The 24,180-nt window shown below is 66.5% G+C and carries 17 protein-coding genes; 7 read left to right on the top strand and 10 right to left on the bottom strand.

The genetic code is table 11. The features are described from left to right. The first annotated feature begins 1 nt into the window (after position 1). Positions 2-1,303 (top strand): alpha-L-fucosidase, encoded by a 1,302-nt coding sequence (locus ACYU7G_RS15785; protein ID WP_461109632.1) that lies wholly within the window; start codon positions 2-4, stop codon positions 1,301-1,303. A gap of 479 nt (positions 1,304-1,782) precedes the next feature. Here ACYU7G_RS15785 and ACYU7G_RS15780 read toward each other — a convergent pair whose 3' ends face one another. Together ACYU7G_RS15780 and ACYU7G_RS15775 are read right to left on the bottom strand one after the other, a co-directional pair. Further along, positions 1,783-1,956 (bottom strand): hypothetical protein, encoded by a 174-nt coding sequence (locus ACYU7G_RS15780; RefSeq protein ID WP_461109638.1) that lies wholly within the window; start codon positions 1,954-1,956, stop codon positions 1,783-1,785. 718 nt (positions 1,957-2,674) lie between these two features. Further along, on the bottom strand, positions 2,675-2,914 hold the full coding sequence (locus ACYU7G_RS15775) for a hypothetical protein (RefSeq protein WP_461109630.1): 240 nt from the start codon (positions 2,912-2,914) through the stop codon (positions 2,675-2,677). Positions 2,915-3,137: 223 nt separating this feature from the next. On the opposite strand from ACYU7G_RS15775, the gene ACYU7G_RS15770 reads away from it, so the two are divergent. Further along, on the top strand, positions 3,138-6,926 hold the full coding sequence (locus ACYU7G_RS15770; RefSeq protein WP_461109508.1) for a P-loop NTPase fold protein: 3,789 nt from the start codon (positions 3,138-3,140) through the stop codon (positions 6,924-6,926). A 591-nt stretch (positions 6,927-7,517) separates the two neighbouring features. Here the strand turns inward: ACYU7G_RS15770 and ACYU7G_RS15765 are convergent. After that, positions 7,518-8,579 carry a tyrosine-type recombinase/integrase gene (locus ACYU7G_RS15765; protein ID WP_461109506.1) on the bottom strand — a complete coding sequence of 354 codons (1,062 nt, stop codon included), beginning with the start codon at positions 8,577-8,579 and terminating at the stop codon, positions 7,518-7,520. 550 nt (positions 8,580-9,129) lie between these two features. Continuing rightward, on the bottom strand, positions 9,130-9,912 hold the full coding sequence (locus tag ACYU7G_RS15760) for a GDSL-type esterase/lipase family protein (RefSeq protein ID WP_461109504.1): 783 nt from the start codon (positions 9,910-9,912) through the stop codon (positions 9,130-9,132). Between the two features lie 222 nt (positions 9,913-10,134). Here ACYU7G_RS15760 and ACYU7G_RS15755 point away from each other — a divergent pair, with 222 nt between their 5' ends. Further along, positions 10,135-10,326, top strand: coding sequence for a LuxR C-terminal-related transcriptional regulator (locus tag ACYU7G_RS15755; RefSeq protein WP_461109628.1), 192 nt, complete (start codon positions 10,135-10,137; stop codon positions 10,324-10,326). Here ACYU7G_RS15755 and ACYU7G_RS15750 read toward each other — a convergent pair. After that, a complete protein-coding gene (locus tag ACYU7G_RS15750; RefSeq protein ID WP_461109502.1) occupies positions 10,320-10,829 on the bottom strand; it encodes a phage tail protein in 510 nt (169 codons plus the stop codon). The genes ACYU7G_RS15755 and ACYU7G_RS15750 overlap by 7 nt on opposite strands. A 33-nt stretch (positions 10,830-10,862) precedes the next feature. Next, positions 10,863-11,300 (bottom strand): hypothetical protein, encoded by a 438-nt coding sequence (locus ACYU7G_RS15745; RefSeq protein ID WP_461109500.1) that lies wholly within the window; start codon positions 11,298-11,300, stop codon positions 10,863-10,865. Between the two features lie 317 nt (positions 11,301-11,617). Here ACYU7G_RS15745 and ACYU7G_RS15740 point away from each other — a divergent pair, with 317 nt between their 5' ends. Then, positions 11,618-16,699 carry a beta strand repeat-containing protein gene (locus ACYU7G_RS15740; protein ID WP_461109498.1) on the top strand — a complete coding sequence of 1,694 codons (5,082 nt, stop codon included), beginning with the start codon at positions 11,618-11,620 and terminating at the stop codon, positions 16,697-16,699. Positions 16,700-16,709: 10 nt separating this feature from the next. Here ACYU7G_RS15740 and ACYU7G_RS15735 read toward each other — a convergent pair whose 3' ends face one another. After that, on the bottom strand, positions 16,710-17,216 hold the full coding sequence (locus tag ACYU7G_RS15735; protein WP_461109496.1) for a YciE/YciF ferroxidase family protein: 507 nt from the start codon (positions 17,214-17,216) through the stop codon (positions 16,710-16,712). A gap of 184 nt (positions 17,217-17,400) precedes the next feature. Here ACYU7G_RS15735 and ACYU7G_RS15730 point away from each other — a divergent pair, with 184 nt between their 5' ends. Continuing rightward, on the top strand, positions 17,401-18,369 hold the full coding sequence (locus ACYU7G_RS15730) for an aldo/keto reductase (RefSeq protein ID WP_461109494.1): 969 nt from the start codon (positions 17,401-17,403) through the stop codon (positions 18,367-18,369). Here the strand turns inward: ACYU7G_RS15730 and ACYU7G_RS15725 are convergent. Further along, entirely contained in the window at positions 18,357-19,073 is a 717-nt protein-coding gene (locus ACYU7G_RS15725; RefSeq protein WP_461109492.1) for a TetR/AcrR family transcriptional regulator, read from the bottom strand. The genes ACYU7G_RS15730 and ACYU7G_RS15725 overlap by 13 nt on opposite strands. 74 nt (positions 19,074-19,147) lie before the next feature. On the opposite strand from ACYU7G_RS15725, the gene ACYU7G_RS15720 reads away from it, so the two are divergent. Both ACYU7G_RS15720 and ACYU7G_RS15715 read left to right on the top strand, forming a co-directional pair. Next, a complete protein-coding gene (locus ACYU7G_RS15720; protein ID WP_461109490.1) occupies positions 19,148-19,291 on the top strand; it encodes a hypothetical protein in 144 nt (47 codons plus the stop codon). 139 nt (positions 19,292-19,430) lie between these two features. After that, entirely contained in the window at positions 19,431-19,862 is a 432-nt protein-coding gene (locus ACYU7G_RS15715; RefSeq protein ID WP_461109488.1) for a DUF4386 domain-containing protein, read from the top strand. Here ACYU7G_RS15715 and cydC read toward each other — a convergent pair. After that, entirely contained in the window at positions 19,780-23,142 is a 3,363-nt protein-coding gene (gene cydC, locus ACYU7G_RS15710; protein WP_461109486.1) for a thiol reductant ABC exporter subunit CydC, read from the bottom strand. The genes ACYU7G_RS15715 and cydC overlap by 83 nt on opposite strands. Then, positions 23,139-24,161, bottom strand: a complete 1,023-nt coding sequence (gene cydB, locus ACYU7G_RS15705) for a cytochrome d ubiquinol oxidase subunit II (RefSeq protein ID WP_461109484.1) — start codon at positions 24,159-24,161, stop codon at positions 23,139-23,141. Before cydB ends, cydC begins: the two co-directional genes overlap by 4 nt. Positions 24,162-24,180: the final 19 nt, after the last annotated feature.

Below are 24,180 nucleotides of genomic sequence, written 5' to 3'. Positions count from 1 at the left end.
GATGAAGGCGTTGTCAGCCGAAGCAATGCTCAACCTAGATGCGGACCGGTGGTCTGCGTTGAAGAGACCGACTCCTGAGTGGTTCAGGAAGTCACGCCTGGGATACTTCGTTCATTGGGGGGCCTACTCGGTCCCGGCGTGGGCCGAGCCGGTGGCGGAACTGGGGACTATCCCCGCGCGCCAGTGGTACCGGCACAACCCATACTCTGAGTGGTACATGAACACCATCAGGCTCCATGGCTCGCCCGCCCAGCGACACCACTCGCAGAGCTTCGGTGGTGACTACGACGATTTCATAGACATGTGGCGTGCAGAGCTGTTCGATGGCGACTCACTGGCCAAGGAACTGGCCGCAGGTGGTGGCAGCTACGTCGTCCTCACCACAAAGCACCACGACGGTGTCTGCCTGTGGGACGCCCCCGGAACAGGCGAGCGCAATACGGTTCGCCGAGGACCGCGACGCGACCTCGTGCAGGAGTTCGCAGCCGGGGTCCGGCGTGCTGGAATGAGATTCGGCGCCTACTATTCGGGCGGCCTGGACTGGAACAAGCGACCCACCGCCCCCATTGGACTGCGTGACGAGTTGCGGATCACCGAGCGCCCCAAGGACCTTGGATATGCCCGCTACGCCGCACGCCACGTGCGGGATCTGGTGCACCGGTACAGGCCGGATATCCTGTGGAACGACATCGACTGGCCAGATGCGGGAAAGAACTTCGGGCCCTACGGGATCGGAACCATCTTCGAGGAGTACTACGCACTGAAACCAGATGGCGTCGTTAACGACCGGTGGCAGGTGCCTCACAGCGACTACCTCACCAGCGAGTATCAACACGACCTCAGCAACGAGGGAAGCCAACCTTGGGAGAACTGCAGGGGCCTCGGACTCTCCTTCGCGTTCAACCAAGCCGAGAACGCGGAGCACGCCCTCAGTTCAGTGGAGGCGATTAAGCACCTCATCGATGTGACACTCCGGGGAGGACGTCTACTGCTCGGCGTCGGGCCCACAGCAGCTGGCACACTGCCAGCCTGGCAGTCACAGATTGTCGCACGGATCGGTGACTGGTTGAAGCCCCTGGGTCACCTGCTGGAAAGACTAGAACCCACCTCCGGACCATCGCCGGACCCGCCATGGCAGCGCCGAGGCAGCATCGACGGGCAAGAGTTCCTGTTCATCGATTCCGACGACGTCGTCGATGTCCCCGGCGCAGAGCTGATCACACCACAATGGGCATCGATGGACGGGACTTCTCTGCGGCTCTCGCCCACCAGGCCAGGCCCAGCAGTCGTCCGTGGATGCTGAGGAGTCAAACTCATTGCCACTGGTCACCCATCCGTCCCGCGCCCACTGGCGAAACCCGGATGCCGATGTGTCACCACTTGTGACGCGAGCTCTCGAGCGCCGTCAGCAACTGCCCTGATCAGGACCGGCCGCACCTTAGGACGCCGCTGGCGGGAGCAGCAGTCACCCGCCAGCGGCGTCAGCAAGCCGCGGGTAGTGGCCAAGCCCAGGGGAGTGGGGTCGAGGCCCTCCGCGTTTGCGGGTGACTTTCCTGGTCTGGTCTAGATGGTGAGTGTCAAGGGTTTGGCACCTCTTGGTCGGTGGTGAGGCTGGAGTGGTTCAGGAATGTCGAGGCTTTGGTAGCGGGTCCCGTCGGCAGATTGACTCGACCGCGCGACCGCGGCTCTCATTTGATCGATAAGGGCGGCCATCAAATGGTTGGGGGGTCGAGTTTCCCCGCGCAGAATGTCGTTGCCGCTTTCAGGATCGCGAGATCCTCCTCAATGGTCCCAGCGAATCCAGGCGTCGTCTTTGTCGTAAGGTTCTCCATCCATGGCCTTCAGAATCCAGCCATTGGGTCCGTTGGGGTCGATGGGGCCCAGCATCGATGCAACCAAGGTCAGCATCTGTTGCGGATCATCGATGTCGCCGCCCGCGGCGGCGAAGTCCTCCATCGCTTCTGCCTGCAGGTCTCTCTTGCTGGGCGACGAGGTTTCACTCGCTGGTTTTCCTTCACCTTGGGAGGCGGGCAACTCGACGCGGCGATCGCCCGCCCCGACAAGCCCTCGGCGCGAAGCTGCAACACCAGCTTCGCCCTGATTTTTCGTACCATCGACCAATCTCCTTCCGCCGCGTGCCCTATACACACGGCGGGAGGAGCCTAGAGACCAGCGGCCCCCAACCCCGCCACCACCGGCCCCCAACGAGACGATCAGCACCGCCAGCCAGTGGCCCCCAAACACACGATCAGCGGCCCCCAGCAGCGCTGATATTCACTGATTGCCGGCATGGATGAAAGTGGTACCTAGCGGTACCTGATGGGAGAGTTCGCGCATCATACCTAGTCAAGGGCATTAGGGTTGATTCCCGCCTTCCCCACCGGTCTTGCAGACCGTCGGGCTCGGACTGTCCGAGGTGGGACGCGCGGGAAGTTGCAGGTCAGGCTCCCAGTCCATGCCTCATCAGTTTTTCTGGATTGCTGCCGCAGGCAGATGAGGCCGTCACGACTGGCAGGTTCTGGCCATTGCCAGCTCAGAAAGTCTTGTGGGCCAGTAGGCGCTCGGGCCGAACTTGCGTTCGTAGTGCTTGCGGATCAAGCGCTGGCCGCATCTCGGTCTGCGCTCGCGTACTGAGAGATCAATGCTGCCCGCACTTCCGAGTGGCCGAGCCTGTTCATCGGGTCGGTGGGGTCGTGCCTGGTTCCGCTGGAACTGAGTGCGATGCCTTGCGAAGTCCGTTCGTCGGCGATGTCACATGTCTCGCAGTGAGCGGGCGAGACGGTCGAGTTTGGGCACGATGAGGGTCCCCCACCCGGGCGGCAGCGAAGGTCTCGCGAAGTCCGGGTCTGGCACGGTTGGTGCCGGGCAGCCCGGGATCGACGTAGATGCTCGAGTCGCGGACCTCGAGCCGCAGCAGTGCATCCCGCTGCGATGTGAGGTCCTGATCGGCGATGGAGACTCTGGCATAGCTAGTTCACACTCCGTTCATGGCTCCGAGTGTGCTCCTCGCCGGGTAAAGACACATCGTGGATGGATCCTATCCGCGCAGCAGGGCACGAAGGCCAATATCGGATCTCGAGACATTCGATAGTCTATGCATGATGCCGTCTGGCGCCACGACCACTCAGAGGAGAGCGATGAACGCTGCGGCGAGGACCCCCGACAACTGGTTCGTCATTGATGCCCCCATAAGCGACGTCGACAAGGACGCGTTCGGTCACAACGACATCGCTGACAACCTCCACCGGATGGTGACGGAGCCGAGTAATCATCGGCGGATGATTGGGCTGTTCGGCGAGTTCGGCGTCGGCAAGAGCACCATCATCCAGCTGCTGCAGGCGAAGCTCGTGGGGCACAAGAATCTGCGGGTCATCCGGATGTCAGCCGAGCGGCATGAACCGGTCGGCTTCCACCGTGCTGCGGTCTACGGTTTCGCCGAGGCGCTTGTCGATGCAAAGGAGGTCAGCGCCTCCGATGCTGAGGAGATCCTCGAGCCGCTACGGAGCGCTCAGACCATAACCATCAGCGACGCTGCGTACTCGCCGCTGGGGCGTATCTTCACGAGGTTTCAGGAGAAGTTGAAGGTGACGCGTGCTGGGCTCATCACACTGATCGTGGCTACCGCGCTCGTACTACTTCTCCTCACAGGGGTGTTCATCGCGGCTATCGGGCTTGAGAACTGGGAGCGCATCCGAAACATCGCGCTTCCATTCGTCACTAGCGCAACGGTATTCGTTCCACTGATCTGGTTGATAACGAAGCTCAGCAGTAGCGAGTTCAACTTCGCGGCACTTATCACGCCGGGTACGAGCGTGACGCAACGCCCGAAGGTTGAGGCAGCTGACGAACACGAACGGGCGTTCGCGACCCTGGCGTCGAAAGCAAAGCACCGTCTCGTCGTGGCAGTGGACGACATCGACCGCCTTTCGAAGCAGCAGATCCTCGAGGCACTTAACGCGATCCGGAGCTTCCAGCTGACGTGCAGGAAAGACCTCCGCCCGATCTTCATCGTGTCAGTCGCCGAGAAGATCATTCGTGGGGCTCTCGACACCGACGACAAGCTCGACGGTGAGCATGCTCAGGACTTCCTCAACCGTCTCTTCACCCTCCGCCAAGAGGTGCCGGTGCACGAGACCCTAGACCTGCGTGACTACGCCCGTGATGCTTTGCATTCACAGGCGCCGGCACTCGCGGCAAAGCTGGGAACGCGCGCGGACGATGTCGTTGCCATGCTGATCCACGATGACGTCGCTGACCCGCGCCACGTGGTCCGTCTCATCAACGCGTTCAGCAGCGATTACCGCCTCGCCCTCGCCCGCGAGACCCGCGACGGTCGCCGCTCGCTCCGTGCAGACACCGTCACCGTGCACCCGGATGTCTTGGCCCGCGTCGTGGTGATGAAGACCGATTTTGCACCATTCTTCAAGGCCGCGCTCGAGGACCTAGAGCTCGTCAACATCATCTCGGGAGCTTCGTCCGTTGGTGGCACGGAGGCTGAGACTGACGTTCTCAATAGGTTCCCTCGCGAAGAATACGCATCCCTGTATAAGTACCTCGCCCGCACAGTTGGGTGGGTACCGGCCGACGTCGACCTCTTCCCATTCTTCTACTTGGGCCAAGATCGCATCAGTCAGACGCTGGGGAACGCGCAAGCTCGCGAGCTTCGTTCCGCGCTGGCCAACAATCTGTCCGCCGAGCTCGCCGCCCTCGGATCTGCTGCAGAAACGTCCGGCCACGACGCGGTGGACCTGTTCCGCGAGTTGCTCGTCTCGGTTCTCCGCGAGCTCGAAGATCCCGAGATCAGCAACGCCGTATCCGCCGTCATTCAGGCGGCGCCAACGGCTTCCGCGCTTCAAGATCAGGAAGTAGCCCGGGCGGTCGCAGCCGCGGTACAACAACGGCCCGACGCCGTCTCCGAAGTCGCTGGCGCTCTCGTGCTCGCGGACTGCGCAGCTGCGGAGGACGCAAAAACGCTACTGCGGCTCGCGTTGGGAGTGTCCGGCGATGCCGCAGAGAGCGAGCTGTGGGACGCACGAGTGCAGCTGAGGTCGGTGCTCGGTGAGCAGGCATTCGAGAACTGGGCGCACGTGCGCATCTCAGACGTCGAATCGTGGAGCGATGTCGACCGGTGGACCCGTGAAGACCTCGGTGACGCCTTCGCCGTCACGCTCCTGGAACGCGCCATCGTATTGGCCTCAGACCCCGGTGAAACTGCGGTGGCGGATGAAGATGACTTTGCGAATGTCGTCACCATTGCCGCGCAAGTGACCGAGCAGGTCCCAGTGCCGGACATGAAGACCCTCCGGGCCGCGGCAGACGTCGGAGCCAACACATACGAGTCGGCCATCGCGCTGGCAAGCGCGCAGGCGTTCTCGTTTACTGACGAAGAGCTCTCCAACCTTCTCAGCGGAGCCAAAGCAAGCCATGAGTCACTCACCGACGACGACGAGCCACTACGAGAACTGCAGGACCGGGTCGTTGAACTCACAATCAGGATGGCAACGCAGAGTCCGGGTTGCGGCTTCTGGAAGGAAGCCGAAAACCCGCGCTCGAGCGCCAGCACCGGCTCGTCCCTGCTCTCTCAGTGGGTAGAAAGGGATACCTATCCAGCATCGAAAGCCTTGCCCGCGTTGAAGACCATGGTCGAGCAGGGCGCAGAAACCCACACCTCTCTCGCCAAAGCCATCATCGACGCATGGGTCCGTGACCCAAGCGGCGCCGATAGCGAGGGCGTACCTTTCGAGGACACCGTCCGGGAGATGGCGACATTGCTGTCAAAGATGGAAGACGCGGCGTCTGCTGCGGTCGTCGATGCCTGGGTGACGGCACTCGGTGACGAAGACTCCTGTTCGGACGTGTCGAGATTCGCATCACACATCCTCACAGCGACATCGCCCACCGATTGGGGCGACAAGGCGATGGCGCAGCTCATCCCTCGGTTTCAGCGGTCGATCGACTTCAGCACGGATGCGACCGAAGCCGCGGAGCAAGTTCTGGCGACCGGGCGCGTATCCGTGGACTGCGAACGCGAGCTTCTCGCAGCGTTCGTGGCGATCTTCTCCTACGGGGGCGCCTATCGGTTGCGTGCGCTCACGTCTCTTGCTGAACTACCGTGGTCGCGGGAACTCTCCCCCAACGTGGCAGCCGCGGTCACACCGTACCTGAGTGAAGTCCCCGAAGCGGACTATTGGAAGCTGTTCGATCTGTTCGACGCCCGCGGGCTCGTTGACGAAGGATTCGTGGCGCACCTCGATACAAGCACCCCGACCGATGAGATGAAGAGTCGCGCGGAGCCTTTGGCACGCGCGTTGCCGCTTGCGCATGCGACCGGACTAGCTCTGTCCGCGGAGTCAGAGAACGCGATGGCGGTCGTCGCAGACCGCTGCGCGCACATCTCCGACGACGCGGACGACACCGTTGCCGCTCTCTTGAGGAAGGCCGCCACAACGCTTCCACCGCAGCCGGTGCGGGTGGCGTTCGCTCACGCACTCGCGAAGGCAGATGAAGATGCCTACGCTGGTGCTCTGCATATTCTGCTTACCGATACGCTCGACGTTGGTGGGACCTTAGACCAGTACCTGTGGGCCTTCGTCACAGTTCCCCTGAACGCGTCCGAGCGCGAAGGGATCTGGGCAACAGTCGAGCCCAAGCTCACGTCCTCCGTCCAGGACGCGACCGCGGCGGCCGTAGTCCTCCGCGCGGCGGAAGCCGACGAGGAGTTCGATCGACTGGTCGCGAAGCGCATTGGGGATGTGATGCTCCACTGGATATCCGAAGAACCGAACGCAGCGGTCGCCACAGCCCTAGGCACAGCACTGGGCGCCACAAAGAAATCCCGTGCCGCGGCCAGGAAGCCCGCAGCACGGAACTGGCGAGACGCGGAGAAGAAGGCGGCCGCCGGTGCCACGCTGAATGCCCTGTCTTGAGTCTTCGAGGTCGGCCAAATCGATTGCTGGATCTGTCGCGGCCCTCCGCGTGCGGCGACTTCGCATGCCCAAGGGCCGTCGCCCCCATGGTCCGCAAGGCGGTGGCTGAGTGTGCGCGGGAATCGCGTACGTGAGCCGCGGGCTGTCGTTGCGCGGTTGGGGGAGTCGTGAGTGCCGTCTAAGTCCTGTTGCGAAAGTCGTTTCAGCCAGCCGTTGATGACCGCGATGTGGACGGTGGCTGCGTAGCGGACGGCGAGTTTGTCGTGGCGGGTGGCGAAGCCGCGGTGGTGTTTGAGCTTGTTGATGCCGCATTCGACGGCGTGGCGGTCCTTGTAGAGGTCTGCGTCGAAGGCGGGTGTTCGTCCACCTTTGGAACCGCGGCGTTTCCGGTGGGAGACCTGGTCTTTCGGGGTGGGGATGGTTGCGCTGATCCAGTGTTCACGCAGCCCCAGACGAACAATCACGTCCTCGAGGAGCGGTGATGGACGCGGTCACGTACCCGTCTGTGATGGTGACCGGGCACCGGGACATGAATGCGGTGGCAACGATGAACCCCGTGACCTGATCCGCGCCGTGGCCTGCTCATGGCCTTCAGCGTCCCTTGTCGGCCATGGTCGAGAGTTTTCGCGCCAACTCTGCGTCCCTATCAGATGTGGCGTGCTGATAGATGAGCGCCGCGCGCACGTCGGAATGACCAAGTCGGTTCATGAGTTCAGCCAGGGTTGCCCCAGCCTGGGCTGCCATTGTTGAACCTGTGTGTCGCAAGTCATGCCACCTAAGGTCCGGGCGACCGGCAAGGGCACGCGCACGGCGAAACACCTTGTATAGCGCGCCATGTTTCATGTGTCTACCTGATTCCACAGCCGGGAACAACAGCGCCTCCGGATCCGGACCCGTCCACGTCTTCAGATGTGTCCTCAGCAGGGGAAGAATATGTGGTGGGATCGCCACGTCACGGATGCCCGCCTCGCTCTTGGGCGCCTTGACGACGGCTGTGTCGGGGCTGGTCCAGACCACGGCTCGCGTGATGTGTAACGTGCCCGAGCCGAGTGCCCCGTTGCCGTCGGCAGTGATGCTTATGTCGCGGCGGCGGAGTTCGGTCAGTTCGCCGAACCGGAGTGCGCACCATGCCGCTAGAGCCACCATCGCTCTGTAGCGTTCAGGAACGGTGTCAGTGATCATCTGTAGCTCGGCCAGTGTAGCGGGCTTGATGCGAGTTCTGGTCTTCGGCGTGCCGGAGCGTAACGTCTTGGTGGTGAGGCGAGCGGGGTTGGCTGCCAATAGTGGGGGCGACTCGGTGTCCTCGTCGGGGCGGGTCGCTGTCTCAAGGATCGCGTGCAACAGGTCGTACGCCTTTCGGCGTGCCGTCGGATGGCTCGCTCCCTGTTCGTTCCACCAGACCTTGACCTTTGAGGCAGTGAGTTGGTCCAGCGTGAAAGAGTGGAACCATGAGAGTCGGCCGTCCAGCATCCGTTGGTATTCAGCGAGTGTTCGGGGTCCAATTTCCCGTTGCTGTAGCCACTCTCTGGCGTAGTTGAGGAACGTGATCTGACCGGTGTCAGGTGGGGGAGTTGGCTTCCAGCGGTGTTCGAGCAGCTCTGCCTGTCGCATGGCCAACCACGCCGCTGCGTCCGTGCGTGACTCGAAGGTCACTGGCGCGTTGTGAACCTGGGATCCGATCTTGTAGAACGCGTGATGCCGACCGGACCGAAGCTTCCTAATGGCACCGAAACTGCGTCGTTTTCGGCGTGCCTTGGCCTTGGGGTTGGGACGGTCAGCGTGGAGAGGCACCACGTCCGCTAGCGCAGGAGTGGGCTTCTCGGGTGTGCCTCCGGAGGGGGTCATTGCAAAGTCTCCTGTCAGCCGGGGTCGCCCTGTTCTACGACCCCATGACTGCACAACTATTGCACAACTACGCAAGGCATCTTGGGTCCATTCCTGTCATCGTGAGTCGTCCTGAATGCGTCATCAGTGCGGCAAAATGCCTAGTCAACAGGGAACTGACGTAGACTCAGTTTGACATCACTGACAACCAGAAAACTTCTTCAGATCCTGTCAGCCCGACAAGGTGTTTGTCCTTGTCAGATGGACATTGAGTTGTCCATCGGGACGCCGTGAATCGCCGTGACCGGAAAATCGGTGGCCATCCAACCGGACCTTTGCGTCGTGAAACCTGGCTTGTCGGGCGTGTCGAGCGCGTTCGTCACCGTCTCGATTCCCTGGGAACCCAAGTCTCGGCGAGCGATCCACGTAGGTTAGGCGGCGAGATTGAGCGCCTCGGCCAAGGCAGCGTAGTACCCGACACGTATCCGCGAGTGTTCGGGTGTAGGTTGATCCATGGGTCGAGGGCACCTGCACCATGGCCGTCGAAGCGGTGTGTGACGTCGATGAAGGTCGCGCCGTTGTCCACCACCGACTCGCGAAGCGCGGAGTTGAACTCGTCGGTCATGGCGTTGAGGTCCCGGATTCGCTGCGGGGCGACGGGCAGGCCGATCGCTGCCGGGTCGAGCAGGTGGGGGTAACCCATCACAAGGACGCGAGCGTCGGTGAGTTCGTTGATCCGCGCGACCGCGGTCCCGGAGGAGACCGCACCCGCCCGGATGGCGACGGCGGCACTTCCGAGGGCGGCGTCGCATGCCGAGTCTGTGCTGAATGTGGAGCACGGCAGGATGGTCTCCACCCAGGCGATGTCGTTCCCGCCGATGGTCATGGTCACCAGTCCGGCACTCCCGAGAGCCGCCCGAATGCGTGGTTGTTCCACGACGCGGCGCAGTCCCGCGCTGTCCATCCCGGCGCAGGCGGCGTTCGCGAGCAGGGTTACGCGGTGCTGGTTCACGAGTTGGGAGACATGGTCGGGTCCAACTCCTTGGAAGCACCCGGACATGCTCGGTGAGGGCCTGACGCCACCGGTGCCGATGGCCGCGGAGTAGGAGTCGCCGAGGTTCACGAGCCCGAGCGTGGCCGAGGGCAGGTCGATGTCGTTCATAGACCAAGTGTCACACCGCGGTCACGGCGGGGCGGCTCAGTTGAGGAGACGGGCCCGAGGTCCTCCACTCCTCATGTCGGCTTCCCAAACAATCCGTCGCGGGAGAGAGTCGCTGCTGTCTCCGGCGGTCACGAGGAGCCTCATCGGCGCCATGGCGAGCGACTGAGCCCCGCCGAGCGTCACGCCGGCACCTTGGACGCGCTCACCCCACGCGAACACGAGGTGCTCGTCCAGGTGGTCCAAGGCCTCTCCAACGCGGATCGCACAGTAACTGGTATCAGCCACGAGACCGTCAAGTCCTATGTGTCGCGGATCCTCATGAAGCTCCAGCTGCGGGACCGGGTGCAGGCAGTGGTTCCTCGCACACCGGCTCGGCCTCGTGGGCGACATGTGAGCAGGACGGGGGCTCACTGACGCGAGGGGAAGATGCCCTCGACTGCGATGCACCAGTTGCCTACCAGGTACGGCTGCATGTTGGTGTGGGGCAGGCCCGAACCGGAAGGCTGCACCATTCCACCGGCCATGGCCCCGGCCGCCGCCTGGCCGTAGGCGGCGCCTCCGGTGGAGACCGCGGGGTAGTTGCCCGACGGGGACTTCGACGTGGCCGCGCCGGCGGACATCACCGAGTGCGTGTGCGGCGGCAACTCCGCCTGCGTCAGGGTGACGCTGGGGGTGCCACCAATCTCGCCGATCTGGTAACCGGGCAGACCCGGGCCCTGACCATGTCCCATGGGGACGCGACCCCGCAGGTCGGGGAGCCCGAAGGTTGTCTGCCCATTACCGCCGTACATGGTGCCCAGGAGGGAGAACAGCGCAGTGTTCTGGCTGATGCTGAGCAGTTGTCCGTTGCAGATCGCCCAGCCGCGTGGGGGGAAATTGAAACCGAACAGCATGATGGTGCCGATGAATGCTTCCATGGCGTGTTCTCCTGTCTGTCGAGATCGCCTTGGTCAGGCGCGGATGGTTGTCGGGTGTTCAGCGATGGCGCGACGGTCGACCAGTAGTCGGGCCATCGGATTCTCGGGGCCGCCGACGACCAGTAGACCGACGCCACCGAGTCGGTGTCCGGGCAGTTGGATGTCGACGAGTCCCAGCTCCAGCATCGTCGTGTCCTCGCCGTCCAGTTCGAAGTCGGCCGAAAATGCATGGGGATGTCCAGCAGGGGCATGGCGGAGGTCCCGGACCCCGGCCACGGTGGCGGTGATTGCCGCGCCCACGCCTGTGATCCGGATGCTGGACCCGACGGCCTCCTCCAACGCCCGACGTTCGCCCGCCTCGCCTCGTGAATCGCGACTGGAGGCCGATGCGACGCCGGCGGCGAGTGGAAGCACTGCGGCGACGGCAGCGCCGCGCAGAACGGTTCGTCGTGCGATCCCAACCATTGGCATGCTCACTTCTGTCGTCCACGGCGACGTTCTTGGGAGGTCCTCGACGACCCGACTGAGGCGCACACTATCGGCGGGATGAATCCGGGCGCAAGACCGAATTTTGAGACGGGCATCGAATGAGGGCAATTCGCCGGAATGGAAAGCAATATTCGACGAGTTTCGTCTATCTATTGTGCAAAGCGCCTAGATGCGGCCACAATGACGAGGTCTGCGTGCTCGCGCAGAAGGGGGCGTCGCGGTCAATGTTGGCAGGGCGGCACCATTCGGGGAAGGCAGAGATGCGCACTACAGGTCCATCATTCAGAACGCGCGCGGCCGTGGTTCTCGCGTTCCTCCTGGCGGTCACCGGGCTGGGTCCGGTGGTCTTCGCCACCACGGCGGAGGCCGATGGGCCCGCAGTGTTCGCCAACGCCTCCGCCATCAGCGCATCGTCACCTGCCGTCGTCGGTGAGGTGGCTCCAGCCACTCCCTACCCGTCGAAGGTGACGGTCTCGGGGATGAACGGCGCCGTGTCAGATGTCAGTGTGACCCTCACCGGACTCACCCACCTCTTCGTCAACGACCTGGACGTGCTGCTGGTGGGTCCCGGTGGGCAGAACGTGGTGCTGATGTCAGACGTCGGCGAGTCCACCTACGCGCTCTCCGCCTCGGGGGCAGTGGTGACATTGACCGACGGTGCCGCTCAGTTCCCTGATTCGGGCACCCTCGCCAGTGGGAGTTACGCGCCGTCCGACGAGACCGGCAGCGACGCCGACGTCTTCCCCGCCCCCGCCCCGCCGCGTTCCGGCGCCGGAACCTTCGCGGACGCGTTCGCCGGCATTGACCCCAACGGGGACTGGAGCCTCTACGTCGTGGACGACTTCACCGGGGACGACGGCGTGATCGCGGGAGGCTGGAGCCTCACGGTGACCACCACCGACACCGCTGCCCCCGTCGATGTCACCGCCGCGTTCAGCGTGAACCCGGCGTTCAGCGACGCCCCGAACACCCTCGTGGCCGAGGTCACCTCGAACGGGCAGCCCGTCACGGAGGGCACCATCACGGTCAATGGCGCTGCCGGCGCCTGGCCCTCGGCGTTGGCGCTGGACGCCAACGGCCGGGTGCAGTGGCCCATGACCTCAAGTCAGATGGGGGAGGGTACCTACGGCCTCACCGTCTCGTACTCGGGAAGCGCCAACTACCTAGCGGGGTCCGTCCCCGTCACCTTCGAGTCGAACAACCGAACCGCCGTGACCGCGGGCCTCTACTGCAACCCGGGTGGCATCCAGCTCCCGGCCGTCGGGGCACCACTGGTCTATCCCCAGCGGATCTTCGTCGAGGACCGGACCGGCACCATCGCTGATGTGCGCGTCCACCTCAACGGGTTGTCACACGAGTACACGGACGAACTCGACGTCCTCCTGGTCTCGCCGTCCGGCGCCAGCCTGGTGCTGCTGAGCGACGTCCCGGGAGCCGGCTCAGCGCTGGACCTGGTCATCGCCGACGATGGTGGTGCCGCCTCGAACCTGTCTGTGGACGGCACCTTCCGGCCGACGAACCTGGACAACGTCCACGACACCTTCCCGGCCCCGGCGCCCACACCTTCGACGGCCACCACGTTCGCAGAGGCGTTCGGCGGTACCCCGGCAGCAGGGACGTGGGAGCTCTACGTCATCGACAACGTCCCCGGCTCCACCCCCGGTGCGCTCGCAGGCGGCTGGTGCCTCGAACTGTCCACCACCGTCCCGACCGCGGTGGCTCTCGATGCGCCGATCACAGCGACCACCGGGGAGGACGTGTCCGTCACGGCCACGGTGACGGCCGACGGCGCACCCGTGACCACCGGTTCGGTCTCGTACTCGGTGGACGGTGCCACCGCGGTCGCGGCGGGCACCCCGGACGAGGACGGCGAGGTCACCTTCACCTTGCCCGGCCTGGCCCGTGGGTCACACACGATCGCCGCCAGCTACACAGGTGACGGCGAGCTCGAGGACAGCGTCGCCGCACCGGTCACGGTCTCCGTCCAGTCCGGGACCGCCCTGGAGTTGGTGGCTGCCACACCCCTCGCAGTGGGTGAGGACCTCGTGGTGACGGCAACCGTCACTGCCGAAGACGGCCCCGTCACCGCGGGCAGTGTCAGCTACTCGGTCGACGGCGGGACCCCGGTCGTCGCGGATGCCCTCGACGCCGATGGCGAGGTCACCTTCACAGTCGCCGGTCTAGGCCGCGGCAACCACACCGTCGCTGCCACCTACACGGGCGCCGACGGCTGGACGGACAGCACCGCCACCACACTGTCCGTACCGGCACAGTCCGGCACGACGCTGGCACTGGACGCACCCACGTCGATCGCGCTCGGTGAGGACTTGACCCTGACCGCGACGATCACCGCGTCCGACGGTCCCGTGACGGCAGGCTCGGTCTCCTACAGCGTCGATGGCGGGACACCTGTCGTGGCGGGTTCGCCGGACACCGCCGGTGAGGTGACCTTCACCGTCGAGGGGCTCGCGCGGGGCAACCACACGATCGTCGCCGCCTACACGGGCGCCGACGGTTGGACCGACAGCCGTGAGCAGCAGGTCACGGTGCTCGCCGAGTCGGCGACGACGCTGACGGTGGATGCACCCGCGTCATTGGCGCTGGGTGAGGACCTCAGCATGTCCGCGCTCGTGACTACCACGGATGGTCCCGTGACGGCAGGAAGCGTCTCCTACACGGTGGACGGTGGCACCGCGGTGGTGGCCGGGGTCCCGAACGCGGACGGTCTGGTGACCTTCACGCTCCCCGGGTTGGTCCGTGGGACCCACACCATCGATGTGGCCTACACCGGCGCAGGCGGCTGGAGCGACAGTACCGCGCAGCACGGGGTCAGCGTCCAGTCGGGCACCACGATGAGCCTGGACGCTCCCGCGACGATCGGACTCGGGGATGACCTCGCCGTCACGGCAACGGTCACCGCGGGTGACGGCCCGGTCTCGTCCGGAACGGTCTCCTACACGGTCGACGGCGGAGCAGCAGTTCCCGCCGGCGCCGTGAACTCCAACGGCTCGGTCACGTTGACGCTCACCGGTTTGGCTCGAGGGGAGCACACGATCCGTGCGCTCTACACCGGGGCTGGTGGTTGGACTGACAGCACTGCTGTGCACGGCGTCAGCGTCCAGTCCGCGACCACCATCGCGCTGACCGGACCGACGACGCTGGACCTCGGCGCTGACCTCACCGTGTCTGCGACGGTCACGGCAACCGACGGTCCCGTGACCGCTGGAAGTGTGGCCTACTCGGTGGATGGTGGCACCGCGGTGGTGGCCGGCGCGCCGAACGCGGAGGGTGTGGTCACGTTCACCGTGCCGGACCTCGGCCGTGGAGCGCACACCATCGACGCTGTCTACACGGGCGCCGGAGGCTGGACTGACAGCACTGCGCAGCCGCACGCTGTCAGCGTGGAGTCGGCGACTGCCATCGCGCTGGTCGCACCCACCACAATGAACCTCGGTGACGACCTGACAGTGACTGCCACGGTCTCCGCCTCGGACGGCCCGGTCTCGGCTGGGACGGTCTCGTACTCCGTCGACGGCGGAGCTGCGCTGGACGCCGGCGCACCGGATGCTGACGGTGTGGTGACATTCACGGTCACCAGCCTGAACCGTGGGACCCACACGATCGATGCGGTCTACACCGGGGCGGAAGGTTGGACTGACAGCACTGCGCAACAGACCACGGTCAGCGTCCAGTCGGCCACCACCGTCGTGCTGGATGCCCCGGCGGTGCTTGACCTCGGTGATGACCTGACTGTGACCGCCACGGCTTCGGCGGCTGATGGTCCGGTCTCGGTCGGGACGGTTTCTTACTCCATCGACGGCGGTGAGTCGGTTCTGGCCGGTGCCGTTGACCCCGAAGGCGTGGTCACGTTCACGCTCCCGGATCTGGCTCGCGGTGCGCACACGATTGATGCTGTCTACAGCGGTGCTGGTGGTTGGACCGGCAGTACTGCGGAGCAGGTGTCCGTGAGCGTGTACTCCGGAACGGCGATCGTGCTGGACGCTCCCGCGGTGATTGATCTCGGCGCCGACCCGACCGTGACTGCCACGGTTTCCGCGGCTGATGGTCCGGTTTCGGCTGGGACGGTCTCGTACACCGTCGACGGCGGAGCGCCGGTGGAAGCCGGCGCGCCAGATGCTGATGGTGCGGTCACGTTCACGCTCGCGGGACTGGAGCGCGGCACCCACACCATCGACGCCGTCTACACCGGCGCCGACGGTTGGACCGACAGCTTCGCGAGTCAGGTGGCGGTGGAGGTTGAAGGCGCCACGGTGCTGGACCTGACCGTCCCACCGACTGCCATCGACGGTCAGGAAATCAGCCTCGTCGCAGATGTCACGGCACCGGCGGCCACCCCGACCGGCTCGGTCACGTTCCTCGCCGGGGGAGTGGAACTCGGCACGGTGACGCTCAGCGGTGGCACGGCACAGTTGGAGGTGACGCTGGCCGCGGGTGTCTACACGGTGTCCGCGAGCTACGCACCGGAGGGCGGCTTCGACCCGAGCGCCGCCGAGGCTGACATCGACGTCCTGCCGCTTGCTGGCGCGGGCGGTCCCTATGACATCGCCGAGGGTGAGGGCATCACCCTCACCGCGGACGGATCCAGTGCTGGCGCAGCCATCGGTTGGGATCTCGATGGCGACGGTGACTTCTCGGATGCCTCCGGGCGCGAGGTGACACTCACCTGGGCAGAACTCGAGGCCTTCGGCATCGACGACGGACCAGTCACCTACGACATCTCGGTCCGGGCAGAGGTCCAGGGGCTCACCACCGTCGCCCAGGCGACTCTGGCCGTCAGCAACACGGCACCGGCCGCCATCGTGGACGGGCCGCGCACCGCCGCCGTCGGGGAACCGCTCACGCTCAAGGTGAGTGCGGACGACCCCTCCAGCGCGGACATGGCAGCCCTGTTCACCTACCTAGTGGACTGGGGAGACGGCACGCCGGTGGTCGAGGTGGTCGGTCCAGCTGACCCGCCGGTCACCCACACCTACACCGCCGCCGGCACCTACGAGGCCACCTTCACGGTGGTGGATCGCGATGGGGGCCAAGGCTCCGGTCTGGTCATCGTCGTCGAGGCGACGCCCGCTCAGACGGAACCGACCGAACCCCCGAGCCAGCAACCCTCGGAAACCCCGTCGCAAGATCCGACGGGGGAGCCCAGCGAGCCGCCGGCCGCCGAGCCCACTGGGGGAGCCACCGAGGTGCCGTCCCAGGCGCCGACATCGACCCCGACGGTTCCGCCGAGCCAGCCGCGCCCGGGACTGCCGTCGAGTGGAGGGCAGGGCACCACCACCGCGGTGGTGGCCCTGACCCTGCTCCTCGTTGCCACCGGTCTGGGCGCTGCTGCTCGCGGCCGCCGAGCCTCAGACCAAGCCTGAAGGGCCCCGGTCAATCCTCCTTGGGGACCTTGGCCGCGCGGGCGTTGGCCTCGGCGTCGGCGATCTTGGTGAGAAGTTCGTCGGTCCGGCTCTCCTCCTCGAGGCTCTCGGTGAGGAGGTCGTAGGCGTCGCCGATGGTCAGCATCTTCGCCCAGCGCCGCAGGGTCCCGTAGCGTGTGATCTCGTAGTGCTCCACGGCCTGGGCGGACGAGATCAGGCCGGCGTCCAGTGCGGTGGTGCCCTTGTAGTCCTCGAGGACGCCGTCGCCCTCGGCGAGGATCCCGTCGATGGCCTCACACCGCTTGGACGTGGGTGGCCGGTCGATGAGTGCGAAGACCTTCTCGAGGCGCTGGATCTGCCCCTCGGTCTCCTTGGTGTGGGTCCTGAACGCCGCCTTGAGCTCGTCCGAGGCGGCATTGGCCTCCAGCTGCGGCAGTGTCTTGAGGATGTGTTTCTCCGCGTAGTGGATGTCGCGGAGGGTGTCGAAGAACAGGTGTTCCAGGCCCTTGTCAGCCATTGTGCTACCGCCTTCCATCACTTCAGCGTCGCGTCTCGGCGCATGCCTCGACGCTACGCCCGGGGAGGTGCACCCAGGGCTGTTTCTGCGGAGTCCTGCCCGGTCACGGCGGACGTCCGGACCGGGCCGGGGCTGACCGGTTGCCCACTAGGTTGGAATCCCAACCGATGGATAAGGAGCAACGATGCAGTACACCCAGCTCGGCAGGACCGGTGCCAAGGTCTCCCGGATCGTCCTCGGCACCATGAACTTCGGCCCGCACACCGACGAGGCTGATTCGCACCGGATCATGGACGCGGCCCTGGACCAGGGGATCAACTTCTTCGACACCGCCAACACCTACGGCGGTGCTGGCCACAAGGGACGCACAGAGGAGATCGTGGGCAGGTGGCTGGAGAAGTCCGGGCGCCGCGACGACGTGGTGCTGGCCACGAAGGTGTTCGGCAACATGTCGGACTGGCCGAACGACTCCAAGCTCTCGGCGGTGCACATCCGACGCTCCGTCGAGGACTCCCTGCGCCGTCTGCGGACTGACCACATCGATCTCTACCAGATGCACCACATCGACCGGGCCACCCCGTGGGAGGAGCTGTGGCAGGCGATGGACACATTGGTGGCCCAGGGCAAGGTGGTCTATGTCGGGAGTTCGAACTTCGCCGGGTGGCACATCGCCGCCGCGTGCGAGGCCGCCCGCAGGCGGCAGGGGCTGGGGCTGGTCAGCGAGCAGTCGCTGTACAACCTGACGGCCCGCACCGTCGAACTTGAGGTGCTGCCGGCGGCTGCGCACTACGGGTTGGGCGTCATCCCGTGGTCGCCGTTGGGCGGTGGACTACTCGGTGGGGTACTCCGGAAGATTGAGGAGGGCCGTCGCGCGGGCGACCACATGCGCAAGGAGATCGACGAGCGCCGTGAGCAACTCCAGCGTTGGGAGGACTTCTGCGAGCAGCGGGGCGAACAGCCCGGGGACGTGGCGCTGGCCTGGCTCCTGCACCAGCCGGCCGTGACGGGGCCGATCGTCGGTCCGCGAACCATGGACCAGCTGGAGGGCGCTATCCGGTCCCTCGACGTTGAGCTCGGCGACGACGCGCTGGCAACCCTCGACGAGATCTTCCCAGGGCCCGGAGGAACCGCGCCCGAGGCCTACGCCTGGTAGTTCCACCCGCTGGCGACGGCGCGGCGCGAGGTCCAGCCTGCCGTGTGCAGGCGCTCGAAGGCCTCCAGCAAGAGGTCGAGGGTGAATGCGAACTCGAAGTCCTCGTCGCACCCCGGCCCGTCAAGGTCGTCACCCGAGGTGGCCAGGGCGATGGCGAGAATGTTGGGGTAGGTCCGGCGCACGTACTGCACCATCGCCTCGCCCTCGCCCGGGTCGTCGGGGACGAGGAGCGCGTTGGCATCCTCGAACGCCTCGGGACTGAACCCCCAGATGCGGTGACCGAGCGCATGCATCGCATGGTGGGTGAGGTCGGCCGAGAGTCCACCCGCGATGAAACTGCCCGAGAGCGAGTCCATGTGGGCCAGAACGGCTGGGGTGCGCTTCGTCCGGGTCTCGAACACGCGACGCGCCCAGGGGTGCCGCAGCAGCACCGCGCGCGCTGACAACACGCGACGGCGGACCTCGTCCTTCCAGTCCCCGCCGGGTTGCGGTTGCTCGTACGCGCCGATCAGCAGGTCGACCATGCCGCCCAGGAGGTCCTCCTTGTTGGACACGTGTTTGTAGAGGGCCATCGGCACGACGCCGAGCCGGGCGGCAAGGCCTCGCATGCTCACGGCCTCGATGCCTTCGTCATCCGCGAGTGCCACTGCTTGGTGGAGGGCGCGCTCGCGGGTGACGGCTGGACGCTGCGTAGGGGTTGGCATGGTGTACAGCGTATACCTACGTTCGTTTCCGAACGAGGTGTACGCCGTGCACCTCAGCATTTCGAGAGGCACCCATGTCTCCCAACCGTCGTGTTGCACTCCTTGCCGGCGCCCTCTACCTGCTCACCGTCGTCACCTCGATCCCAGCGTTGGCGCTCAAGGAGCCGATCCTCACCGACCCCGCCATCCTCGAGACCCCGGGGGAGGGGTGCCGCTGATGTGGGCCGTGCTGCTGGAGGTCATCCTCGCCGCCCCGTGCATCGGCACGGCCCTGGTGCTCCACCCGGTGATCCGTCGCCAAGGCCAGCCGTCATCGCTCGGTTTCGTCGCGCCCGCATCCTCGAGAGTGCCATCATCATGGTCGGCGTCATCGCGATGCTCGCCCTCCTGTCGACACCACGAGTGGGCGCGGAACCGAGTGCGCTCGGGCTGGTGGATGCCGCCCTGGTCTCCATCCACGACTGGGCGTTCCTGATCGGTCCGGGCCTGGTGCCCGCCGCCAATGCCCTGCTGCTGGGCAGCGTGCTCCACCGCTCCCGGCTGGTGCCGCGTGTCCTGCCGGTGATCGGCTTCATCGGTGCGGGAATGCTCACGGCCTCGTTCCTCGGGTCACTGTTCGGCCTGCCGGACCAGGTCTCGGCGTTCGCAGGGCTGCTGGCGCTCCCCATCGCCATCTGGGAGATCGGGCTCGGCCTGTGGCTCGTGGTCAGGGGGTTCCGGATGCCGCCAGGGCTCGATCAGCCCGAGGTCCCCATGAGTCTGGAGACCCGCCCGCGCCTGACAGCGTGAGGCCGACGTCGGCGAAGTCGGCCACCGCGGGATCGTGCGTGACCAGCAGCACGGACCTGCCGGCCGTTGCGGACCTGAGGTCCGAGACCAGGTCCACCGCCTCGTCGGCACCCAGATGTGCGGTGGGCTCGTCCAGCAGCAGCACCTCGGCGCGGGCCAGGAGTGCACGGGCCACTGCCAGGCGTTGACGCTGCCCGCCCGAGAGGTGGTGGCCTCCCGAGCCGATGCGCCCGTCGAGGCCTGAGGGCACGCTCTCGAGCCAGGCACCGAGTCCCACCTGGGCCAGCACGCCACGCAGCTCATCGTCGGATGGGAGGTCATCGGGGTCCCTGCCCAGGCACAGGTTCGAGCGTACGGAGGAGTCGAACAGGTGCGCCTCCTGCGGGCACCACGCCACCCGGGCGACGTCACCAGGGCCCGCGGACGTCCACGCGGCGGCACCTCGGCGGGCCTCCAGGGTCCCGGTCAACGGGTCCAGCGCGCCGAGCAGCACGGCCAGCAACGTCGACTTGCCCGAACCCGACGGCCCGGTCACCGACACCCACTGGCCGGGGGAGACCGCCAGGTGGAGGTCCGAGACGACGGGATCGCCCGGCACCCAGCCGATATCGGCGCCAGCCAGGCGCAGCGCCAGCCCCTGCCCGGCGGGACCCGCCTGCGCCTCGCGGGCATCGGCTGCGGTTCGAGCCACCGGCTGGTCAGCGGCGAAGTTGGACCAGACGTGGCGGAGCACCCGGTCAAGCTGCGGCAGTTGCTGCACAGCGGTGGCGGTGTTCGCGATCGGCTCGCCCAACGCCAGCAGGAGCAGCGACGCCACCGCCGCCTGTTCCCCGCTGGCACCTGCGAGCACGACGGCCAATACGGCGGCCAGAGTGGACAGCAGGACGGCCCCGCCCTGGCCCAGCGCGGCCCCGCGGGAGGTGGCCCGAAGCTTGACGGTGGCCGCAGCGTCGGCCTGCGAGAACTCGGCGAGGGCAAGGCGATCTGCGCCGTTCGCCCGCAGGTCCGGGGCGGCGCGGAGCAGCGTCGGCACCCGTGAGGCCAGCCAGACCCGGTGCTCGGTCAACCTCGTGGAACTGCCCCTCTCCACCAAGAGCACAGCCAGCGGCAGCATGAGGAATCCAGCAGCCCCCAACCCCAGGGCCAGGGGGAATGCCGCGGGCGCCCAGAACCCGATGCCGACGGTGACCGCGAGCCAGGTGGCCACCCCGGCCACTGGCGGCACCAGCACCCGCGGCAGGGCGTCGCGGACCTCGTCCACCTCCGCCACCAGGTGGCCCAGGGCGGCGCCCGATCGAGTCAGCCTGCCCCAGCCCGAAGGCGCTGACACGAGCGCATCCCACAGCCGCTCGCGCAGCCGTGAGGCGAAGCCGAACACCGCGTCGTGGACCCTCAACTGCTCCGCGTAGCGCAACACCGAGCGGCCGATGCCGAACGCCCGGACCCCCACGATGGCCACCAGCAGGTGCAGCATCGGGGGCTGGTGGCTGGCGGTGACGATCAGCCATCCGGAGATGCCGGTCAGCCCGGCCCCGAAGATGGCTGCCGCTGCGGCCAGTACGAAACCCGGCACGAGGCCGCGCCGGAACCAGGGCATGGCGCCGAGCAACCGCCAGTGCCCAGGAGCTGTGGCTCGTGGCCGGGGCGGGTCGGCGATTGGAGCCTCCACCTCGTCGCGGAGCTCGGTGGGGCGAGTAACCGGGACAGCAGCGTCGTCGGTGAGCATGGCCGCGAGCCGTCGGTCGTGGGTGGACACCAGCAACGTGCATCGCCCGCGCAGGCCGCGCAGGGCGGCTCGCACCCGCTCTGCGGAGGCCTGGTCCAGGTGCGCGGTGGGCTCGTCGGCCACCACCAGTTGGGTCATCGGCTCGGCCGCCACCCTGGCCAGCACCCGGGCCACGGCCACGCGTCGCAGCTCACCGGGGCTGCACTCCACCATCCTGCGTGCCGCGAGGTGCGCGATGTTGGCGTCAGCCAGCGCAGTGGCAATGACGTCCCCGGAAACGCGGGGACCGGCATGGAGGCGGATCTCCTCCTCGACGGTCGGCTCCGAGAAGCGGGGATGCTGCGAGATGAAGGCCGTGCGCCCGGAATCCACGCGGATGCTGCCGGAGACCCGGGCTGCGGGGTCCAGCAGACCCAGCACTGCGTGCAGCAACGTGGTCTTGCCCACGCCGCTGGGGCCGTCGAGCACGTGCACCGCGCCCGCACCGAGCTCGAGGTCCACGTGCGCCAGCACGGGACCAGAGGCGGCGCCGTAGCTGACCGAGAGGTCCTCCACGGCCAGGACGGTGCCGGGCCCCGGAGCCTCGGGACGGCCAGCGGCACCCTCGGGGGCAGGCTGGGTGGAGATGAACTGCTCGCTGCGTTCGAGCGCCTCCACCCCGTCCTCGGAGGAGTGGTACGCGGCGCCCAGGCTCCGCAACGGCAGGTAGCACTCGGGTGCCAGCACCAGGGCCAGCAACCCGGCCTCGAGGCCCATGTGGCCGTAGACCAGCCGCACACCGATGAACACCGCCACCACGGCCACGGAGATGGTGGCGATCAGCTCCAGCGCCAGGCCCGAGAGGAAGGCCGTGCGCAACGTCTGCATGCTCGCGGTGCGATAGTCCTCGGAGACCTTCGCCAGCGCCCGCCCCCTGCCCTCGGCCCGGCGCAGACCGATCAGCGCGGGCAGGCCCTGCGCCAGCTCGAGGAGGTGGTTGGACAACCGGTCCAGCCCGGCGGCGGCCGCCTTGATCCGGTCCTTGGTGTGCAGGCCGATCAGCACCATGAACAACGGCACCAGGGGGAGGGTGAGCACGACGACGAGGGCGGAGACCCAGTCGGCCACGAGAATCCGCACCACCACGACGGCGGGCACCACCGCAGCGGCGACCAGCGCGGGCAGGTACTTGGTGTAGTAGTTGTCCAGGCCGTCGAGGCCGCGGCTGGCGAGGGCCGCCAGCGCACCCTCCCCGGGGCCGGTCCCGGAGGTGCCGCCCGCCAGTCCCGAGGACATCAGGCAGGCACGCAGGTCCTCCTTGGCACCCAGACCGGCGCGATGGGAGGTGAACTCGGTGGCCCAGACCGCGAGGGTGCGGACCGCCACACCACCGACGCCCCACGACAGCAGGCGCTGCACGTCGAGGTCCGGGCCCGCGGCCAACTGGCTGATGCCGGTGGCCAAAGCGTCGGCCACCAGGACCAGCCCCACCGCCTTGAGCGCGGCGAGACCCGCCAGCAGAGCGAGTACGCGGCGCGAACCAGTGCCCCCGGGCAGCGCTGGTTTCCTGCTCACACGATCGACTTCACGGGATGTGACTGAGGGATGTGGGTCCCGCTGATGCGCTTACGGAACACCCAGTAGGTCCAACTCTGGTAGACGAGCACCAGAGGTAGGCCGACGGCTGCGACGATGCTCATCAGCCGGAGCGTGTACGGGGTGGAGGACGCGTTGTGGACGGTCAGGTTGTTGGCGGGATCGAGGCTTGAGGGCAGGACATTCGGGTAGGCCCCGACGAAGATGGCCGCCACCCCGGCCAACAGGAACACCCCGGCCCCGATGAACACCCAGCCCTCGTTGCCCCGTCTGGCCTGCACCCAGCCGAACACCAGGGCGCACACCGCAAGCGCCAACGGTGCGAGCGCCGCCGCGCTCTGGTTCAGCAGGACCACCACCACGGCCCACGCCGCCAGAGGAAGCAGGCCCACGGGCAACCAGCGGGAAACCAGCCTGGCTGCCCGTTGGCGGACCTCGCCGTCGGTCTTCAGCCCGAGGAAGGCCAACGCGTGCACAAGACAGAACGCCACCACCCCGACGCCGCCCAGCACCGCGTACGGGGTGAACCACGCGAACGGACCCCCGACACGGTCACCGTTTGCGTCGAGTGGCAGGCCGGTGGTGCTCAGGGCCAGCATGGCTCCGACGCCGAATGCTGCCACGAAAGAGCCCAGCGCGATGGCCCAGTCCCACAGGTTGCGCGCCGAGGCCGATTCGGTTTTGCCCCGGTACTCGAACGCGACGGCGCGGAAGATCAACGCCACCAGCACCAGCGTCAGCGGGATGTAGAGACTGGAGAACAAGGCGGCATACCAGTAGGGGAAGGCCGCGAAGGTGGCGGCACCAGCGGTGAGCAACCAGACCTCGTTGCCGTCCCAGACCGGACCCACGGTGTTGAGCAGCACTCGGCGCTGGTTCTCGTTCCTCGCGAAGACCTTCATCAGCATGCCGACGCCGAGGTCGAAACCCTCGAGGAACAGGTAGCCGCCCCAGAGCACGGCGATGATGACGAACCACAAGGTGGGCAGGAAGTCCATGTTCGGTGAACCCTTCTTC

Source organism: Tessaracoccus terricola, assembly GCF_054776555.1.
Note: the sequence above shows the minus strand (reverse complement) of the source record. Positions and strands in the feature narration are given on the sequence as shown.

Excerpts from the sequence above, each read along its gene's own strand:
- ACYU7G_RS15770 (WP_461109508.1), top strand. The coding sequence starts at position 3,138 with ATGAACGCTGCGGCGAGGACCCCCGACAACTGGTTCGTCATTGATGCC.
- cydB (WP_461109484.1), bottom strand. The coding sequence starts at position 24,161 with ATGGACTTCCTGCCCACCTTGTGGTTCGTCATCATCGCCGTGCTCTGG.
- ACYU7G_RS15725 (WP_461109492.1), bottom strand. The coding sequence starts at position 19,073 with ATGCCAACCCCTACGCAGCGTCCAGCCGTCACCCGCGAGCGCGCCCTC.
- ACYU7G_RS15715 (WP_461109488.1), top strand. The coding sequence starts at position 19,431 with ATGGTCGGCGTCATCGCGATGCTCGCCCTCCTGTCGACACCACGAGTG.
- ACYU7G_RS15745 (WP_461109500.1), bottom strand. The coding sequence starts at position 11,300 with ATGCCAATGGTTGGGATCGCACGACGAACCGTTCTGCGCGGCGCTGCC.
- ACYU7G_RS15750 (WP_461109502.1), bottom strand. The coding sequence starts at position 10,829 with ATGGAAGCATTCATCGGCACCATCATGCTGTTCGGTTTCAATTTCCCC.
- ACYU7G_RS15735 (WP_461109496.1), bottom strand. The coding sequence starts at position 17,216 with ATGGCTGACAAGGGCCTGGAACACCTGTTCTTCGACACCCTCCGCGAC.
- ACYU7G_RS15785 (WP_461109632.1), top strand. The coding sequence starts at position 2 with ATGAAGGCGTTGTCAGCCGAAGCAATGCTCAACCTAGATGCGGACCGG.
- ACYU7G_RS15780 (WP_461109638.1), bottom strand. The coding sequence starts at position 1,956 with ATGGAGGACTTCGCCGCCGCGGGCGGCGACATCGATGATCCGCAACAG.
- ACYU7G_RS15720 (WP_461109490.1), top strand. The coding sequence starts at position 19,148 with ATGTCTCCCAACCGTCGTGTTGCACTCCTTGCCGGCGCCCTCTACCTG.
- ACYU7G_RS15730 (WP_461109494.1), top strand. The coding sequence starts at position 17,401 with ATGCAGTACACCCAGCTCGGCAGGACCGGTGCCAAGGTCTCCCGGATC.
- ACYU7G_RS15760 (WP_461109504.1), bottom strand. The coding sequence starts at position 9,912 with ATGAACGACATCGACCTGCCCTCGGCCACGCTCGGGCTCGTGAACCTC.